Source organism: Paracidovorax avenae ATCC 19860, from assembly GCF_000176855.2.
Classification (GTDB): Bacteria; Pseudomonadota; Gammaproteobacteria; order Burkholderiales; family Burkholderiaceae_C; genus Paracidovorax; species Paracidovorax avenae.
In genome coordinates this window covers 5433646-5450658 of sequence record NC_015138.1, presented here as the reverse complement: position 1 = coordinate 5450658, position 17013 = coordinate 5433646, and the positions used below count along the sequence as shown (strand labels likewise).

The following is a 17013-nucleotide window of genomic DNA, read 5'->3' as shown; positions in this document are numbered from 1 at the left end:
GGCGTGGACGACGCCGCCGATGGTTTTTACCCCAGGCACCCTGGGGGGACAATGTCTGGACCGCTGGCCGAGGGGAAACCCTAGAGGGGGGCGTGGCAGCCGCTGTTCAAAGCCAGGCCTCCTGTTCGGCCTTGCGGCCCAGCCGCTCCAGCGCCCCGCGCAGCGAGGCCACTGGCGCGGGCAAATCGTTCCGCGCGGCCAGGCGTGCCAGCAAGGCGCGGTCGAAATCGTTCAGCGGCTGGGTCGTGCCGTCCTGCCATAGCGCAGGCTCCATCCGGTATGGAGCCCATTCCAGCCCGCGTGCCGTCCACACGGCGCCTGCGGTCAACGCGATATCAAGGCCGGCGGGGTCCGGATCGCAGCTGATGCGCGCGGGCGCGGGGGCCCTGTCCAGCAGCCAGCCCAGCGCGCCGAGCCAGTCATCCGGGGGCCTGCCCGGAAGCCAGACCACGCAGGTTCCGGGCTCTGCCCGGATCACCTGTCGCTCGAAACTCGTGCGGTTCTCGATAAGCCAGTAGCGAACGGGAGCGTCCACAACGCGCGTATCTCCCGCCAACGTGCTCATGGGGAGGCCGCAAAAGCCCGCGGCGCCGACATCGATGTGCCCCTTCCCGGTGGCCAGTGCGAGGCTGCCGCCGAGCCAGAGGATGAACGCGAGCTTCTCGATGCCGAGGGACTCGAGCGCGAAATGTGCTTCCAGCCATTTCCATTCGGACGGGGTGATGTCCTTGGTACCCTGCCGTGCGTGCAGGGCGAAGTCCCGGCGTTTGCCGAAGCGCTGTTCGGCATGCCATGACGCAAGTGCGTGCAGCAGTTCGGCACGGGCTTTCAGCAGATCGGCGCCTTTCGCGGTGTCCAGGCAGCTGGCGATGGCGGGCTGAAGCCATGGGAGGCCGTCCGCCAGGGCTGCCAGCTGCTGCCGGGTGTCGTCCCGCAGTGCCCGGCGTTCGTCCGATGTGCGGATGCCGCGGCTGGCCTGGAGCGCCGGAAGATCGCGCCACTCCATCCGCTCGATCTGCCAGGTGCCTCGCACGAGGCGCTCGCGGGCCACCGCCGCGCCGGATTCCACGAGGCACTCCAGCAGCGCCTCCGTGGAGTCCAGCAGATCCTGTCCCGCTGCATCAAGCAGCGTTTGCCAGCGCCGCTCTGCGGCATGGGAGGCAAGCCAGCGGCGCAGCAGTGCCTCCTGGCGGGGCGACAGCGGAGGGAGCCCGGCAAATGGTGCATCGCTCTCCCGCGTGCGGGTGCGGCCCCTGGCGGTGGTGACGATGGCCATGCGCTATTCCCGTGCAACGACCGCCCGGCGGCTATCCCGCCATCGGCTCCAGCTGCGGCACGCCGCGCCGCTTGGCCACGGCGATGGGCGGGGCCCAGCGCGAGCCCTGGGGCTTCTTGCTGGTCACGAGCGTGATCTCCGCGGGCTCGAAGACCTCGAGGTTGTGGGTGATGGGCGTGGTCAGCACGTACTGCGCCTGGGTGGAACGCAGGAAGTGGCCCACCAGCTGGATGTTGCGCACGTCCAGGTGGGCGAAGGGCTCGTCGATGAAGACGAAGCCGCCGGAGCCGCTTTCCTCGTCCTTGAGCAGGCCCACCAGCAGGATCAGTGACTTGATGACCTGCTGCCCGCCCGATGCCTCGCCGTCGTTCATGCCGATGCTGCCCTTGCCGTCGAACGCGAAATGCACCTTGAGCCCGGCCTGGGCGAGCACGGTGTCGTCGTTCTCCAGCAGCGGCAGGTCGGCCGCCACCTCCACACCCGCCAGGGCGCCGAGTTCCTGGATGTTCTTGCGGTAGCGCCGCACGGTGCTGCGCAGCACCTCGATATAGCTTTCGCGCGCATTCATCACGGCCGTGCCGGCCTGGGCGTTCTTGACCTGGTGGTCCGACAGGCTTGAGGCCTGCTCGCGCACGGTGGCTTCCATGCGGCGGTAGCGCTCCTCCACCGTGGCATCCTGCTCCCAGGTGCCCTGTTCCAGCTCCTGCTCGACGGCGGAGAGGCGCAGCTTCGCCTGGGTGTCGTTCACGTATTCGTCCACCAGTGCGCCCAGCGTCTCCGCGGCCGTCCAGCGCGCGGGAAACTGGCGCCGCTGCGTCTGGCTGCGCGCTGCGGCCTCCACATGCCCGCGGCGGCGCGCGGTCCATTCCTGCGCGGCGCGTTCGGTATCGCCGCGCGAGCGCCGCAACTGCTGCTCCAGCCGCTGGTGCTCCTCCGTGAAGGCCCGATGGCGGTCATGCACGCGCGCAGCCTCGGTGTCCAGGCGCTGCCAGCGCTGGGCCGCGGCGATGCGCGCCTGTTTGGCCGCCGGCAATTCCTCGCGTGCCTGGGAGAACTCCTCGCTGCGGCGCGCCAGCTCTTCCGCGGCGCTGTGGCCTTCGAGCGCGCGGCGGGTATCGGTGATCTGCCGCTTCAGGGCCATGAGCCGGTCGAGCACGGGCGCGAGCTGGCCGTCGATCTGCGCAAGGTCGCGCTCGGCGGCGGCGCGGCGCGCCTGCACGGCGGCGGCGCCGAACTGGTGGTCGCGCGGCTCCACCCACATGGACCGCGCTCCGCGACCGTCGTGCATGTAGGCCTGGGGCGTGATCCAGGTGCCGCCCAGGCGCTTGCCTTCGCGCGGGTCGGCCACGCAGCGCAGTTGCTGCAATTGCTGCACCAGCCAGCGCGGCACCGGCGCGGTGAAGCGCACGTGCGCGAGCAGGGTGCCGGGCTCGCCGCGCAGGGGCTTCTCGCCGGGGCCGACCAGGTAATGGCGGTAGCGTTCACGCTCGCCGATGTCGTAGGCCTCGGCCAGGTCGCTTTCCTTGTCGAGCAGCACCACCCAGCGATGGCCGCGCAGCACGCCTTCGATGGCGGCGCGCCAGGCCTCGTCCGCCACCTCGATCACTTCGGCCACGAACTGGTGGCCGATTCCCTGGGCCGTGAGGCGCCTGCGGAACTGCTGCACCTCGGGCGGCAGGGGCGGCAGCGACTGGCCTTCGAGCGCCTTGAGGGCGTCCTGCGCGATCCGGCGGCGCTGCTGCAGCGCGGAGCGCTCGTCCTGCGCGCCGGATTCCTGCTCCTGCAGCTGGCGCAGGTGGGCCTGCAGTTCGTCGGCGTTGCTGCCCTTGTCCACGAGCGCGAGCAGTTCGGCCTCCCGCTTTGCCAGCTGCTCGAGCGGTGCCTCGTGGCGCGTGGCGTCGTCCAGGGCCGAGCGCGCTTCGTCGCGCTCGGCGCGCAGGCGCTCGGCATCGGCCTGGGCGCGCGTGCCTTCGTCCAGCAGCGTGAGCAGGCGCTTGTTCTGCGCCGCCTGCTCGGCGAGCGCCGCGCGGTGCTGCGTCTTCTGGCGGCGCAGTTCGCGCGCCTGCTTCGCCAGGCCTTCACGCTCGCCATGCCAGCTGAGCACGGGCAGGACCTCGGTGGCGAGCCGCTCGCGCTCGGCCAGCTTGAGCTGCCAGGTCTTGTAGCTGGTCACCCGGTTGCTCAGTTCGGTGAGCTGGGCGCGGCTGTGGTCGAGCTCGCGCTCGGCCTGCGCCATTTCGCGCGAGAGCTGCTGCTGGTGCTCGCGCGCCTGGTCGTAGGCATCCAGCACCTGCTGGTCGCCGAACACGTCGAACACGAGCCGCAGCAGTTCGCGCGGGCTGAATTCGCACAGCCGGTCGGTCTGTCCCTGTTCGAGCGACAGCACGCGTGCGATGGCAGGGGACAGGCCGGCCGCGCCGAGCACGCGGCCCCAGGCTTCCACGCCCATGAAGCCGAGATCCTTCTCGGGCGTGTCGCGCAGCTGCTCGATGGAGACATCGCCATCGAGCAGGCAGTAGCGCCGCTGCCAATCGCCGCCGTTCTTGTCGATGCGGCAGGCGAGCGTGACCTGGTCGGCGTACAGCAGCCGGCGCGCGAAGGGCCGGCTGGAGGTCTGGCGGCCCTGCGGGCGGTTGTCCACCACCGCGCGCAGCCACGCAGTCTGCGCGCCGGCATGGCGGGCATAGGTGCGGTAGTCGCGCGGGGCCGAGCAGCGCAGGCCCAGCAGCGTGCGCATGGCGTCCAGCAGCGTGGTCTTGCCCGAGCCGTTGGGGCCGGCGATGGTGATGATGGAGGCGTCCAGCGGCAGCGCGACGCGCTGGCAGTAGTCCCAGTGGACGAGTTCGAGGGTTTGCAGGTGGAACATGGGCGGGTGGAGAGGCCCGGTCAGGCCGTGGGGGTCTCGGACCCGGAAGAAGTGGGGGCAGCAACCGCTGCGTCCGTCGCCGGCGGCGCCGCGGCGCGTTCGCGCGCCAGCACGTCGGCCAGCGCGCCGTCGAGGATGCGGGGTGCGAGCACGTCGTAGTCGAGCAGCACGTCCAGCAGCGGGCCCTCGCCGATCTCGTCCTGGCGCCGCGTGATGAAGCCGTGGCGTTCCAGCAGCTTCAGGTTGGCATCCAGCCGCAGCTTCTTGCCGAGCTGGTTGCCGTAGTCCTCCAGCAGCGTCTTGTACGACAGCACGGGGCTCACGAGCCGGGCGGAGGGCAGGGGCTTGGCACCGGGGAAGAAGTCGTTCTGGCCGTCGCCCTCGGCTTCGGTGCGGCTGGTCTGGCGCTCGCGCTTCGGTAAAACGATGAGGGCCCAGAGCACCACCAGCAGGGCCTGCGCGTCGCGCGGCAGGTCCAGGTTGTTGTTGGCGTTGAGCGCGCCTTCGCCCAGCACGGCGTTCTGCGCGGGCTGCAGCAGGGCGAGGCTGACGTGGTCGGCGTAGATGCTGTCCACGAAGCGCAGCCCGGACTGCGCCAGGCGCTGTTCGACCTGCGCGAAGAGCTCGGCATCGACCAGCGCGCGCTTGACCCGCGGGTGGCTGCGCGGCAGCCAGCGGCGCGTGAGGAGTTCTGCGATCAGCAGGGCGGCGTCGTCCATGGGCAGCGGTCCATCCGGAAACGAAAAGGGCGGTCAGGAAAAAACGAAACGAAAACAGGGAGCAGGCAACGGGCCGAAGCTTCAGCCGTCGGTATCCGGCGGAGTGTCCGCGGGCACCAGCCGGCCCCGGCTCACCAGTTCCAACTGCGGGTGGTCCAGGGCCTGGATGGCGGCTTCCCATTCCACGCGCCAGGGCTGGCGCGCGAGCGCGCCGGTGGCGCCGGGCAGCACGCCGGCCTGCGGATCGCCCAGCAGCGGCAGCAGCTGTGCCTTGTAGGCAACCTGGGCATAGCGGGCCGATTCCGGCTCGGCGCCGAGCAGTGCGGCGGCCACGTCGCGCGGCGCCCCGGCCGCTTCTCCGGCGGGCGCTTCCAGCGTCCAGGCCGCCAGCAGATCGGACAGATCGCCCAGTTCGCGCGGCAGGGCCACGGCGGCCAGCGTTCCGGCCGGGGCTTCCTGGGCGCCGGGCAGGTCTTCCGCGGGTCCCTGGGTGGGGCGGTCGCGCTCGAACTCGGCCTCGGTCACGTCCAGCAGTTCGTGCGGTGCCAGGGCGCACAGGCCCACAGGCACGGCCAGCGCGGTGTCGAGCAGCGCGGCGGGATGGCGCAGCGTCTGCAGCCAGCGCTTCACGTCGGTGCTGGTGATGCCGGTGGTGCCGAGCGTCACGCGCTGGCGGTCCACCTGCTGCAGCGCGCGGTTGAACTGGCTGGCCATCGCCAGCAGGCGCGATTGCGCCTGGCCCAGCGCGCGGGCTGCGCGTTCCATGGCGATGTGGCCGTGGGCATGGCCGATGATGGCGGTGATGGCGTCGGATGCCCGGTCGATCAGCAGGGCCGCGCGATCGTAGCGCTGGCGCGCAGCGCGCAGCCGGAATTCGGAGCCGCTCGCGATCGCGTCGGCGAACTCGCCGTGCAGCCGGGTGAGTTGCGCCTGCAGCATCTGCAACTGCCCGGCATCGAGCGCCCCGAGCTGGTTCGCGCCCACGACCTGCCCGAGCAGCGCGGCGAGTTCGCCGCCTTCGGCGTCCTGCCCGGCCGCGTCGCCGCTGGCCAGCGGGGCCAGCAGGCCGGCCACCCGCTGCGCCAGGGGGGGCAGCGCATAGGCGCGCAGGCTGTCGTCCCAGGCCAGCAGGCCCACGTCGCGGAAGCGCTTGAGCACGGTGTCCAGGGCCTCGGGCCGCAGCGCGTGGAAGAGTTCGTCGATGCGCTCGCGCGACAGCTGGGACTCGCCCTGGCGGGCAAGCTGCAGGAACGCCCACAGGCGCAGCTGCACCAGCGCGGCGGGGCCGTGGAACAGCCCGCTCAGCGCCTGCGACAGCTCCTGCTCGCGCGCGATGCGCCAGAGCAGGGGGTCGTCCGTGGCGGCGTCCGTGTCGCGGAAGAAGTCGAACAGGGCGCCCGATGCTTCGTCCGGCCCGCCGGGCAGCAGGGCATCGGCGTCCGCCAGGTCCGCCCAGGGGGCGTCGGCGCCGGGAGCCGGGGAAGAAGATTCCATGCGCACCGCCATCATGCGCACGCCAGCAGCGAAAGCGCCGCCACCGAGGCCGTCTCGGCGCGCAGCACGCGGGGCCCGAGGCTCGCGGGCAGGAAGCCGCGCTCCAGGGCAAGGTCTTCCTCGTGCGGGGCCAGGCCACCCTCGGGGCCGTGCAGCACCTGCACGCAGGCGGCGCTCGCCGCAGCGTCGTGCAGCGGCCGGCTGCCTTCGCGCAGCGACAGCACCAGCCGCGCGGCATCGGGCGCGGGAGGCAGCCGCAGCCAGTCCGCCAGCGGCACGGGGGCTTCCACCTGCGGCACCCGGTTGCGCCCGCACTGTTCGCAGGCCGCCGCGGCGATCGCCTGCCAGTGCGCCTGTCGCTTGAGCGCCCGCTCCCCGGAGAGCTTGAGCACGCTGCGGGCTGCCGCCACGGGCTGGATGCGCGCCACGCCCAGTTCGGTGGCCTTCTCCACGAGCCAGTCCATGCGCTCGTTGGCCGGCATGCCCACGACGAGGTGGACGCTGCGGCCGGCCTCGCGCTCCACCGGGTCGTGCGCGCCCACCAGGACTTCGACATCCGACCGGCCCATGCGCGCCACCGTGGCCGCGTATTCGCCGCCACGTCCGTCGAACAGCGTGATCGCGTCGCCCGGCTGCAGGCGCAGGACCTGCACGTGGCGCGCGGCAGCGGGCGGCAGGGCCAGCGCGGCTCCGCTGGACAGCGGCTCGGGGCAATGGAAGCGGGGGATGTTCACGCTGGCGTCGTCGGTGGTTGCTGCTGATGGAGTGGGGAATGCGGTGGGGACGGCCGTCCCCTTCAGACCCGGCCGAAGGCGTATCCGGCCACGGCTTCGGTGCCCTCGATGGCGTCGACGAGCCGCAGCAGCGGCACGAGTTCGCGGTAGCGGCCCGCCGTGGAGCGGATGTAGCCGATGAAGCGGGGCGTGTCGGCCAGGTACCGGGGCTTGCCGTCGCGCAGCGTGAGCCGCGCGAAGATGCCGGCCACCTTCAGGTGGCGCTGCAGTCCCATCCATTCGACCGCGCGATAGAACTCTCCGAAGTCGTCGCCCCAGCCGGAAGCGCTGCCGCTGCCGAGAATGCCCGCACGCCGGGCCTTTTCCCAGTAACGTACGGTAATGTCGATGACGAAATCCTCGTCCCAGCTGATGAAGGCATCGCGCACCAGGCTGGCGATGTCGTAGGTGGCGGGGCCCCACACGGCGTCCTGGAAATCGAGCACGCCCAGGGGGGCACCGGTCTCGGCGGGCACCATCAGGTTGCGCATCATGAAGTCGCGGTGCACATAGACCGAGGGCGCGGCGAGGTTGGCCGCCACGATGGCGTCGAACGCGCGCGCCAGCGTCGCCTGCTGCCCGTCGTCCAGCGCCACGCCCCGGTGGCGCGCCAGGTACCAGTCGGGAAACAGCGCCAGTTCGCGCCGCAGCAGCGCGGCGTCATAGGGCGGCAGCGTGTCCGGCTTCGACGCCTGCTGCCACTGCAGCAGCACATCGGTGGCCTGCAGGTACCAGGCATGGGCGTCGGCCGGGCGCGCCGGGTCGAGGCGCTCGATCACCGTTTCCCGGCCCAGGTCGGACAGCAGCATGAAACCATGGGCTTCGTCCCAGGCCAGGACCTGCGGCACGTTCAGGCCCGCCTCGGCCATCAGCCGCTGCACGTGCGCGAAGGGGCGGCAGTCTTCCTTGTCCGGTGGGGCGTCCATGACGATGCGGCTTGCGCCATCCGCGCCGTCGATGCGCAGGTAGCGGCGGAAGCTCGCGTCGGCGGAGGCGGGGCGCAGGCTGGACGGCACCAGGCCGTGCGCAGCCACCAGCGGAGCCAGCCATGCATCGAAGGTGTCGCGGCGGGAAGGATCGGGCCACGCGACGGCGTGGGCTCCGGCATCGGCGGCCGGGGAGGGGGGACGGGGGTGGCTCATGGATAATCCGATTTTACAAACCCGGTCTCTCCCGTCCGGGTGGCCTGCGGTGCCCGCCCCGAGCGGGCGCGCCGCCGACCGGTTGAATCCATGGACCTTTCTTCCTTGCCCGATCCCCTCCGACCGACGCATTCCCGCCTGCCTGCCCGCCGCCGGAACCGTGCCGCCCCCCCGCGGTTCGAGCAGCGGGCGCTGGCTCGCCTTGCCGCCTGGATGGTCTGCGGGCTGCCGCTGGCAGCGCTCGCGCAGACCGACCCCGGCCCTGGAGCCGCGGCCGAGCCCGCTCCCGCCCTGCGGTCCAGCCCGCTGCTGCAGGAGAAGATTCCCGAGGACGTGCGGCCGAAGCTGCCGATCTTCGTGCGGGGCGACCATGTCTCCGGCCAGCCCGACATCAACGCGACCGTCGAGGGCAATGCCGAGCTGCGGCGCGGCGACACCATCATCCACGCGGACCGGCTCGACTACGCGGTGCCCGACGACCTCGCCAAGGCGCGCGGCAACGTGCGCATCAACCGCGCCGGCAACGTGTACGAAGGTTCGCTGCTCGAGCTGCAGGTGGACGCGTTCTCCGGGTTCTTCGACGACGCCAGCTACCGCTTCCTCGCGAATGGCGCCTATGGCGACGCACGCCGCGTGGACTTCATCGACCGCGACCGCGCCGTGGTCCACGAAGCCACCTACACCACCTGCCAGAAGAACGACGAGTCCACCTGGAAGCCGGCCTGGATCGTGCGCGCCCGCAGCATCAAGATCGACAACGCAGAGCAGGTGGGCACGGCCGAAGGGGGCGTGCTTGAGTTCCAGGGCGTGCCCGTCCTGCCGATACCCGGCAGCTTCACGTTCCCGCTGTCGGACAAGCGCAAGACCGGCCTGCTGCCACCCACCGTGGGCATCGACAGCGTGAGCGGCGTCGTGTATTCGCAGCCCTACTACTGGAACATCGCGCCCAACCGGGATGCCACCATCACGCCCACGGTCATGTCCAAGCGGGGCGTCAGCACCAGCGGTGAATTCCGCTACCTGGAACCGACCTACAACGGCGAGATCCGGGGCGACTACATGCCTTCGGACCGGCTGCGCAACCGCGACCGCTGGGCGCTGGGCCTGAAGCACCGCGGCACCTTCGATACCGGCATCGGCGGCATCGGCCTGAACGTGGATGCGACGCGCGTAAGCGACGACAACTACTGGCGCGACTTCAGCACCCGGACCAACGGCGGCATCAGCCAGCTCACGCAGCGCCTGCTGCCGGCGGATGCGTCCCTGTCCTGGGGCGCCTACGACATGTCGCTGAGCATGCGCACCCTCAAGTGGCAGGTCCTGCAGGACGTGAACGCGCCCATCGTGCCGCCCTACGATCGCATGCCCCAGATCCATTGGGGCTACACGCCGTCGTCGCTGCCCGGCGGCTTCGACGCCAGCGTCGAGGCCGACTACACCGACTTCCGCGCGGACCGTGCGCTCACCGGCCAGCCCAATGCCCGCCGCAGCTATGCCATGGCGCAGTTCAGCCGGCCGTTCCTGGCACCGGGCGGTTTCATCACGCCGCGCGTGCAGTTCCACGCCACGCAGTACGACTTCGACAGCGCCCTGACGGCGACCGGGCAGCGCACGGCATCGCGCGCGCTGCCCACCTTCAGTCTGGACAGCGGCCTCGTGTTCGAGCGCGACGCGCGCTACTTCGGCCGCAACTTCGTGCAGACGCTGGAACCACGGGCCTTCTATACCTACACGCCGTACCGCGACCAGAGCATGATCCCGGTGTACGACACGGCGGCGAACGACTTCAACTTCGCCACCATCTACACCGAGAACGGCTACAGCGGCAACGACCGCATCGCCGACAACAACCTGCTCACGCTGGGCGTCACCACCCGCCTGCTGGACCCCGACGACGGCGGCGAGGCGGCGCGCTTCGGCATCGCCCAGCGCCTGCGCTTCAGCGACCAGAACGTGGTCATGCCGGGCGAGACGCCGGTGAGCGAACGCCTCTCGGACGTGCTGCTGGGTGCCGGCATCAACTGGACGCGCCAGTGGGGCTTCGACTCCACCGTGCAGTACAACCCCAAGACCGGCCGATCCATCCGCTCCACCGTCGGCGCGCGCTACAACCCCAGCGACTACCGCGTCATCAACGCGGCCTACCGCTTCCAGCGGGGCACCAGCGAGCAGATCGACGTGGGCTGGCAGTGGCCCATCAACGACCTCTGGGGCGACAAGGGCCAGAACCTCGGCCCGGGCCGCGGGCAGGGCGGGGGGCGCTGGTACTCCGTCGGCCGCCTGAACTACAGCCTGCAGGACCGCAAGCTCGTGGACACGGTCATCGGCTTCGAGTACGACAGCTGCTGCTGGATCGGGCGCGTGGTGCTCGAGCGCCTGCAGAGCAGCGTGACCACGGCCACCACCCGGCTGCTCTTCCAGATCGAGTTCGTGGGCTTCTCCCGGCTCTCCCTGGGTTCCGACCCGATCCAGACACTCAAGCAGAACATCCCGCGCTACCAGTACCTGCGCGAGCCGGTGCCTGCGCCGAGCCGGTTCACGAACTACGACTGACGGCCGCAGTCCAAGACCCATCGCCCCGATCCGCATCCGACGCTTTTCCATGAACCACCGAGCATTCATCCTGGGCCTCGCGGGCTTCGCCTCCGCCATCGTTTCCGTCGCGCCTGCGGGCGCGCAGGGGCTGCGCATGCCCGGCGGCCCGGGGCTGTCGGCACCGTCGGCTTCGCCATCGCTGCGCGCCGCGCCCCAGATCACGCTGCCGGATCCCGGCCCCTCGGCGCGGGGTGACCAGGCGGCCCGGCAGGCCGACTTCATCGTCGCCGTGGTGAACACCGAGCCGATCACCAACAACGAAGTGCAGGCCCGCCTTGCGCGCGTGGAGCACCAGCTGGCCGCCCAGGGCGGAGAGCGGCCGCCGCGGCAGGTGCTCGCCCGCGAAGTGCTCGAGCGCCTGATCAACGAGAAGATCCAGGTGCAGATGGCCATCGAAAGCGGCATCAAGGTGGACGACTACGCCATCTCGCAGGCCGAGCAGTCCGTGGCCCGCCAGAACAGCGTGAGCATTCCGGAAATGCACCGCCGCCTCGCGGCCGACGGCATCAGCCCGGAGCGCTTCCGCAGCGAACTGCGCAACCAGATGCTGATCCAGCGGCTGCGCGAGCGCGACGTCGAGTCGCGCGTGCGCGTGACCGACCTGGACGTGGACCAGTACATGCGCGACCAGCAGCAGTCCGCGATATCGGATCCGTCCAAGATCGAACTGAACCTCGCCAACATCCTCGTTGCCGTGCCGGAGAACGCCACGCCGGAGGTGGTGGAACAGCGCCGCCAGCGCGCGCAGCAGGCCGCCGACCGCGTGCGGGCCGGCGAGGATTTCGCCAAGGTGGCACGTGAACTCTCCGATGCGCCGGACGCACCCATCGGCGGCGAACTGGGCCTGCGCCCGGCCGACCGCTACCCGGACCTGTTCGTGCGGACCGTCCAGCAGGTGCCCGTGGGTGGCATCGCCGGCCCGGTGCGCTCGCCCGCCGGGTTCCACGTGCTGCGGGTGCTGGAGCGTTCGCGCGCAGGCATTCCTTCCTCGGCCGTGCAAACCCATGTGCGCCACATCCTGCTGCGCACCGGGCCGCAACTGACCGAGGCCGCGGCCGCGGAGCGGCTGGCCGAGTACCGCCGCCGCATCCTGTCGGGCCAGGCCGATTTCGCCACCCTCGCGCGCGAGCATTCCCAGGACGGCAGCGCCAAGCAGGGCGGCGACCTGGGCTGGGCCGGACCGGGCCGCTACGTGCCGGAATTCGAGGAGGCGGTGGAGGCGCTCAAGCCGGACGAGATCAGCCAGCCCATCGTGTCGCGCTTCGGCGTGCACCTGATCCAGCTGCTGGAGCGGCGCGAGGCCAAGCTCACGCAGCGCGAGCAGCGCGACATGGTGCGCGATGCCGTGCGCGAGAAAAAGCTCGAGGAAGCGTTCACCAACTGGGCCCAGGAAGCCCGTGCCCGCGCCTACGTGGAATACCGCGACGCGCCGCAATGAAGCACATCCCGCGCAAGCGCTTCGGCCAGCACTTCCTGGCTGACCAGGCCATCATCGACGCCATCGTCCGCGCCATCGCGCCGGCGCCCGGCCAGCCGATGGTGGAGATTGGCCCGGGCCTCGCCGCGCTCACGCAGCCGCTGGTCGAGCGGCTCGGGCGCCTGACGGTGGTGGAACTGGACCGCGACCTCGCCCAGCGCCTGCGCGGCCATGGCCAGCTCGACGTGATCGAGTCCGACGTGCTCAAGGTGGATTTCACCGCGGTGGCCGCCAACCTGGGAACGCCCCGCATCCGGATCGTGGGCAACCTGCCCTACAACATCTCCACCCCGATCCTTTTCCATCTGCTCGAGCACGTGGATGTCGTCGAGGACCAGCACTTCATGCTGCAGAAGGAGGTCATCGACCGGATGGTGGCGCAACCCGCCACCAGCGACTACGGCCGCCTGTCGGTGATGCTGCAGTGGCGCTACGCCATGGAAGACGTGCTCTTCGTGCCGCCCGAGAGCTTCGACCCGCCCCCGCGCGTGGACAGCGCCGTCGTGCGCATGGTGCCCCATGCCACCCCCGCACCGGTCGCGCCCCGGCTGCTCGAGGAACTCGTGCAGGTGGCCTTCAGCCAGCGCCGCAAGCTGCTGCGCCACACCCTCGGCCGCTGGCTCGAGGCACGCCAGTTCACCGGCACCTTCGACACCCAGCGCCGCGCCGAGGAAGTCCCCGTGGCCGACTACGTGGCCCTGGCGCAAGCCTGCGCTTGAAGTCCTGTTCTAGTTACCCCGCAGCAAGGTGTTGTCACTGCGCTTGGAAACCGGCGCGGCCCAGGCCAGAGACACCACGCAAGGGCCGCCCCGCCGCGCTGGTGTCGTCCCCCTTCCCGTAGCGCGAAGCGCGTAGAGAGAAGGGGGAAGGCGCGTCAGCGCCTCAGGGGGATGTACCGAATCAGGCCGCCGCGAGCCAGTAACCCGCATTGAACGGGCTGCTCATGCGCAGTGCCAGAGGAGAGACGTCCACGAGCTTGTCGGTAGGCATCTTCTCGGCGCCTGAGGCCAGAGCGATCTGGATGGGCTCCGCGGCAGCTTCTTTAGCCTCGTTCGCCCGTTCTGCCTGGCTGTTGGATGCAGAACGGGCTACAGAAAAGAATAGAAGCACCGGAAAGCGATCTTGCGGTCGCCCCAGTAGTCCGCCGCTTCGCGGAAGATGTCCAGCAGCTGCTCGCGCGCTTCCTTGTCGAACTTCACGGTCGTGGGGATCTGCTCCAGCACCACGATGAAGCCGGGCTGCGGGCCCGATTTATGCAAGGGATCCGTCATGCAGTCGTACAGCGCATCGAAATTCTTGCCGAAGTGCGCCGGGAACATGAACTGGCTGGCGATGAGTTCCAGGACGTCCTGCTTGGTCTGCGCATGTGCGAGGTTCGCATAGAGGAAGTGCTGGCCCAGCGCCTGGGCGGAGGCCTGCAGATCCTGCACGCGGAAGGCCCGGATCGACTGCACGATGTTGGGGCGCACGCCGCGCAGTGGGTTGTCCTGGTCGGTACGAAGTGGCATTTCCATCTCCGCTGCTCTTTCTTTATGTAGTCACCAATGAGGAATATCGCCGGAAACCGCCTGGATGGCACGGTTTCTCAGGAAAAGAGTCGGCAGGCCTGCGATCGTTCTGTGCATCGGCTCCTGCCCGCTGGGCTCGGGGGCCAAGTCATTCCACGATCTTCCGAAAGCTCGCGTAGTGGTCGCTGGTGTAGTAGCAGGCGTCCGGCGTGCGGGGAGGGCCGCCGCATACGATCCGCCGTGCACCACGGTTGCTCGCTCCCGGTGTCCTGACGGTGTATTCCCGGTAGTAGCCCCGCTTGTGCGGGGGCAACAGGCGTTCCCGGTTGCCAAAGACGCTACCGTCCTTGTCGTGTGGGAAGGGGCCGCCTTCGCGGATGAGACTGAAGGTGGCGCGTCCTTGCGGGGGAAGTTCGGCCAATGCGATGGTGTCGGTTCCGCCCGGGGACGGAGCATTCCGGGCTTCCCCCGAGAGAGGGGCCAGAACGAACGCGGCACCCAGAGCGTATGCAATACCTGCCGTGTACGCCCGGATGGCGATGGCCTTCAGCATCAACTACACCTTTCAGAAACTACGGGTTTACCCGAAATTTCGAGCCAGTAGTGTGACGTAAAGACCCCCAAAAAGCAAGCGCCTGCCCAAAAAATGGGCAGGCGCTGGAGGGTTTCACGGCGCTCTAAAGTTAGCGCTCGCTATGGCCGGGCAGTTCAGCGCGCGGCGTTGGCGTCGGCCACCGTCAGGGCTGTCATGTTGACGATGCGGCGCACGGTCGCGCTGGCCGTGAGGACATGCACCGGCTCGGCCGCGCCCAGCAGCACGGGGCCGATGGCGATGCCGCCACCGGCGGCGGTCTTGAGCAGGTTGTAGGAAATGTTGGCGGCATCGATGTTGGGCAACACCAGCAGGTTGGCGCTGCCGGCCAGCGTGCTGTGCGGCATCACCTGGGTGCGCAGGGCGGCATCCAGGGCCACGTCGCCGTGCATCTCGCCGTCCACTTCCAGCCAGGGGGCCTGCACACGCAGCAGTTCCAGCGTCTGGCGCATCTTCACGGCGCTGGGCTGGTTGCTGGAGCCGAAGTTGGAGTGCGACAGCAGCGCCGCCTTGGGCTTGATGCCGAAGCGCATCATTTCCTCGGCCGCCATCACGGTGATCTCGGCGAGCTGTTCGGCCGTCGGGTCGTAGTTGACGTGCGTGTCCACCAGGAAGACCTGGCGGTCGGGCAGCAGCAGGCCGTTCATGCAGGCGTAGGTGTTCACGCCGGCGCGCTTGCCGATCACCTGGTCGATGTAGTTCAGGTGGTGCGCCGTGTGGCCCCAGGTGCCGCAGATCATGCCGTCCACTTCGCCCTTGTGCAGCAGCATGGATGCGATCAGCGCGAGGCGGCGGCGCATCTCGATCTTGGCGATGGGCACGGTGATGCCCTTGCGCTCCGTCATGCGGTGGTAGGTCTGCCAGAAGTCGCGGTAGCGGTGGTCGTTCTCGACGTTCACCACGTCGTAGTCCACACCTTCCCTCAGCCGCAGGCCGAACTTCTCGACGCGCTGGGCGATGATGGCCGGGCGGCCGATCAGGGTGGGGCGGGCGATCTTCTCGTCCACCACGATCTGCGCAGCGCGCAGCACGCGCTCTTCCTCGCCCTCGGCATAGGCCACGCGCTTCTTGGCGGCCACCTTCGCGGCATTGACGATCGGCTTCATCATCGTGCCGGAGGCATAGACGAAGGTCTGCAGGTGGTCGCGGTAGGCGTCCATGTCGGCGATGGGCCGCTGGGCCACGCCGCTGTCCGCCGCGGCCTGGGCGACGGCCGGCGCGATCTTGATCATCAGGCGCGGATCGAACGGCTTGGGGATCAGGTATTCGGGGCCGAAGGCCAGGGGCTCGCCCACGTAGGCCGCAGCCACCACCTCGCTCTGCTCGGCCTGGGCCAGCTCGGCGATGGCGTGCACCGCGGCGATTTCCATTTCCAGGGTGATCGTGGTCGCGCCGCAGTCGAGCGCGCCGCGGAAGATATACGGGAAGCACAGGACGTTGTTGACCTGGTTCGGGTAGTCCGTGCGGCCCGTGGCCATGACCACGTCGCCGCGCACCGCATGGGCGTCCTCGGGCGTGATTTCCGGGTTGGGGTTGGCCAGCGCGAAGATGACCGGGCGCGCCGCCATCCTGGCCACCATCGCGGGCTTGAGCACGCCGCCGGCCGACAGGCCCAGGAACACGTCGGCGCCTTCGATGACTTCGGCCAGGGTGCGGGCGTCGGTCTTCTGGGCGAACTGGATCTTGTCCTCGTCCATCAGCTCGGTGCGGCCTTCATAGACCACGCCGGCCAGGTCGGTGACGAACACGTTCTCGCGCTTGAGGCCCACCTTCAGCAGCAGGTTCAGGCAGGCGAGCGCCGCGGCGCCCGCGCCCGAGGTGACCAGGCGCACTTCGCCGATGTCCTTGCCCACCACCTTCAGGGCGTTGAGCATGGCCGCGGCCACCGTGATGGCGGTGCCGTGCTGGTCGTCGTGGAAGACGGGGATGTTCAGGCGCTTGCGCAGCTCGCGCTCCACGTAGAAGCAATCGGGGGCCTTGATGTCCTCGAGGTTGATGGCGCCGAAGGTGGGCTCCAGGGCGGCGATGACCTCGACGAGCTTTGCCGGGTCTTTCTCGTTGATCTCGATGTCGAACACATCGACGCCGGCGAACTTCTTGAAGAGTACGCCCTTGCCTTCCATCACCGGCTTGGAGGCCAGCGCGCCGATGTCGCCCAGGCCGAGGACGGCCGTGCCGTTGGAGATCACGCCCACCAGGTTGCCGCGCGCGGTGTAGCGGAAGGCGGCGGCGGGGTCCTTGACGATCTCCTCGCAAGGCGCGGCCACGCCCGGCGAGTAGGCCAGCGCCAGGTCGTGCTGGTTGACCATCTGCTTGGTGGCGGCGATGGCGATCTTTCCCGGCTTCGGAAACTCGTGGTATTCGAGGGCCGCTTGGCGCAGCAGGGCGCGTTTGTCAGGCGTGGCGTTGACCGGGGGGGTATCGGACATCAAGGGGTCTCCAGCTCTGTGAAGGGCTGCCGGACCTCGCCAAAGGAGCGGACGCTCCAGGACGGGCCGGCGTTTTAGGGTGTGAGATTGTAGTCAGCCTGCCGTAGAAACCCTGGTAAGGAATTCTGCTTAACCAGGGCGA

The 17013-nt window shown here is 69.6% G+C and carries 12 protein-coding genes; 3 read left to right on the top strand and 9 right to left on the bottom strand.

What is annotated here, in order from left to right:
* Positions 1-106: 106 nt before the first annotated feature.
* The 6 genes from ACAV_RS23610 to ACAV_RS23585 form a co-directional block, all read right to left on the bottom strand.
* Complete coding sequence (locus tag ACAV_RS23610) at positions 107-1276, bottom strand: hypothetical protein (protein WP_013597098.1); 1170 nt, start codon at positions 1274-1276, stop codon at positions 107-109.
* Between the two features lie 31 nt (positions 1277-1307).
* Positions 1308-4142 carry an ATP-binding protein gene (locus ACAV_RS23605; RefSeq protein WP_013597097.1) on the bottom strand — a complete coding sequence of 945 codons (2835 nt, stop codon included), beginning with the start codon at positions 4140-4142 and terminating at the stop codon, positions 1308-1310.
* A 20-nt stretch (positions 4143-4162) separates the two neighbouring features.
* On the bottom strand, positions 4163-4861 hold the full coding sequence (locus ACAV_RS23600; RefSeq protein ID WP_013597096.1) for a hypothetical protein: 699 nt from the start codon (positions 4859-4861) through the stop codon (positions 4163-4165).
* An 81-nt stretch (positions 4862-4942) separates the two neighbouring features.
* Positions 4943-6370 (bottom strand): hypothetical protein, encoded by a 1428-nt coding sequence (locus tag ACAV_RS23595; RefSeq protein ID WP_013597095.1) that lies wholly within the window; start codon positions 6368-6370, stop codon positions 4943-4945.
* Entirely contained in the window at positions 6367-7083 is a 717-nt protein-coding gene (locus tag ACAV_RS23590; RefSeq protein WP_041829468.1) for a 16S rRNA (uracil(1498)-N(3))-methyltransferase, read from the bottom strand. Before ACAV_RS23590 ends, ACAV_RS23595 begins: the two co-directional genes overlap by 4 nt.
* Positions 7084-7151: 68 nt before the next feature.
* Positions 7152-8270, bottom strand: a complete 1119-nt coding sequence (locus ACAV_RS23585) for an aminoglycoside phosphotransferase family protein (protein WP_013597093.1) — start codon at positions 8268-8270, stop codon at positions 7152-7154.
* A gap of 90 nt (positions 8271-8360) precedes the next feature.
* On the opposite strand from ACAV_RS23585, the gene ACAV_RS23580 reads away from it, so the two are divergent.
* From ACAV_RS23580 to rsmA, 3 genes are read left to right on the top strand one after another with little or no spacing between them, the layout of a single operon-like run.
* Complete coding sequence (locus tag ACAV_RS23580; protein WP_013597092.1) at positions 8361-10823, top strand: LPS-assembly protein LptD; 2463 nt, start codon at positions 8361-8363, stop codon at positions 10821-10823.
* Positions 10824-10872: 49 nt separating this feature from the next.
* Positions 10873-12303: a peptidylprolyl isomerase gene (locus ACAV_RS23575; RefSeq protein ID WP_013597091.1), complete on the top strand. Its 1431-nt coding sequence runs from the start codon at positions 10873-10875 to the stop codon at positions 12301-12303.
* Complete coding sequence (gene rsmA / locus ACAV_RS23570; RefSeq protein WP_013597090.1) at positions 12300-13061, top strand: 16S rRNA (adenine(1518)-N(6)/adenine(1519)-N(6))-dimethyltransferase RsmA; 762 nt, start codon at positions 12300-12302, stop codon at positions 13059-13061. The genes ACAV_RS23575 and rsmA overlap by 4 nt, the downstream gene beginning before the upstream one ends.
* 369 nt (positions 13062-13430) lie before the next feature.
* Here rsmA and ACAV_RS23565 read toward each other — a convergent pair whose 3' ends face one another.
* The 3 genes from ACAV_RS23565 to ACAV_RS23560 all read right to left on the bottom strand — a co-directional run bounded on the left by ACAV_RS23565 (position 13431) and on the right by ACAV_RS23560 (position 16871).
* Complete coding sequence (locus ACAV_RS23565; RefSeq protein ID WP_019703941.1) at positions 13431-13856, bottom strand: barstar family protein; 426 nt, start codon at positions 13854-13856, stop codon at positions 13431-13433.
* A gap of 142 nt (positions 13857-13998) precedes the next feature.
* On the bottom strand, positions 13999-14403 hold the full coding sequence (locus ACAV_RS24310; protein ID WP_013597088.1) for a guanyl-specific ribonuclease: 405 nt from the start codon (positions 14401-14403) through the stop codon (positions 13999-14001).
* Between the two features lie 155 nt (positions 14404-14558).
* Positions 14559-16871: an NADP-dependent malic enzyme gene (locus tag ACAV_RS23560; protein WP_013597087.1), complete on the bottom strand. Its 2313-nt coding sequence runs from the start codon at positions 16869-16871 to the stop codon at positions 14559-14561.
* Positions 16872-17013 lie beyond the last annotated feature (142 nt).

Bases quoted from the DNA above. Each gene is read 5' to 3' on its own strand.
- ACAV_RS23610 (WP_013597098.1), bottom strand. From the start codon at position 1,276: ATGGCCATCGTCACCACCGCCAGGGGCCGCACCCGCACGCGGGAGAGC.
- ACAV_RS23605 (WP_013597097.1), bottom strand. From the start codon at position 4,142: ATGTTCCACCTGCAAACCCTCGAACTCGTCCACTGGGACTACTGCCAG.
- ACAV_RS23600 (WP_013597096.1), bottom strand. From the start codon at position 4,861: ATGGACGACGCCGCCCTGCTGATCGCAGAACTCCTCACGCGCCGCTGG.
- ACAV_RS23595 (WP_013597095.1), bottom strand. From the start codon at position 6,370: ATGATGGCGGTGCGCATGGAATCTTCTTCCCCGGCTCCCGGCGCCGAC.
- ACAV_RS23585 (WP_013597093.1), bottom strand. From the start codon at position 8,270: ATGAGCCACCCCCGTCCCCCCTCCCCGGCCGCCGATGCCGGAGCCCAC.
- ACAV_RS23580 (WP_013597092.1), top strand. From the start codon at position 8,361: ATGGACCTTTCTTCCTTGCCCGATCCCCTCCGACCGACGCATTCCCGC.
- ACAV_RS23575 (WP_013597091.1), top strand. From the start codon at position 10,873: ATGAACCACCGAGCATTCATCCTGGGCCTCGCGGGCTTCGCCTCCGCC.
- rsmA (WP_013597090.1), top strand. From the start codon at position 12,300: ATGAAGCACATCCCGCGCAAGCGCTTCGGCCAGCACTTCCTGGCTGAC.
- ACAV_RS23565 (WP_019703941.1), bottom strand. From the start codon at position 13,856: ATGGAAATGCCACTTCGTACCGACCAGGACAACCCACTGCGCGGCGTG.
- ACAV_RS24310 (WP_013597088.1), bottom strand. From the start codon at position 14,403: ATGCTGAAGGCCATCGCCATCCGGGCGTACACGGCAGGTATTGCATAC.
- ACAV_RS23560 (WP_013597087.1), bottom strand. From the start codon at position 16,871: ATGTCCGATACCCCCCCGGTCAACGCCACGCCTGACAAACGCGCCCTG.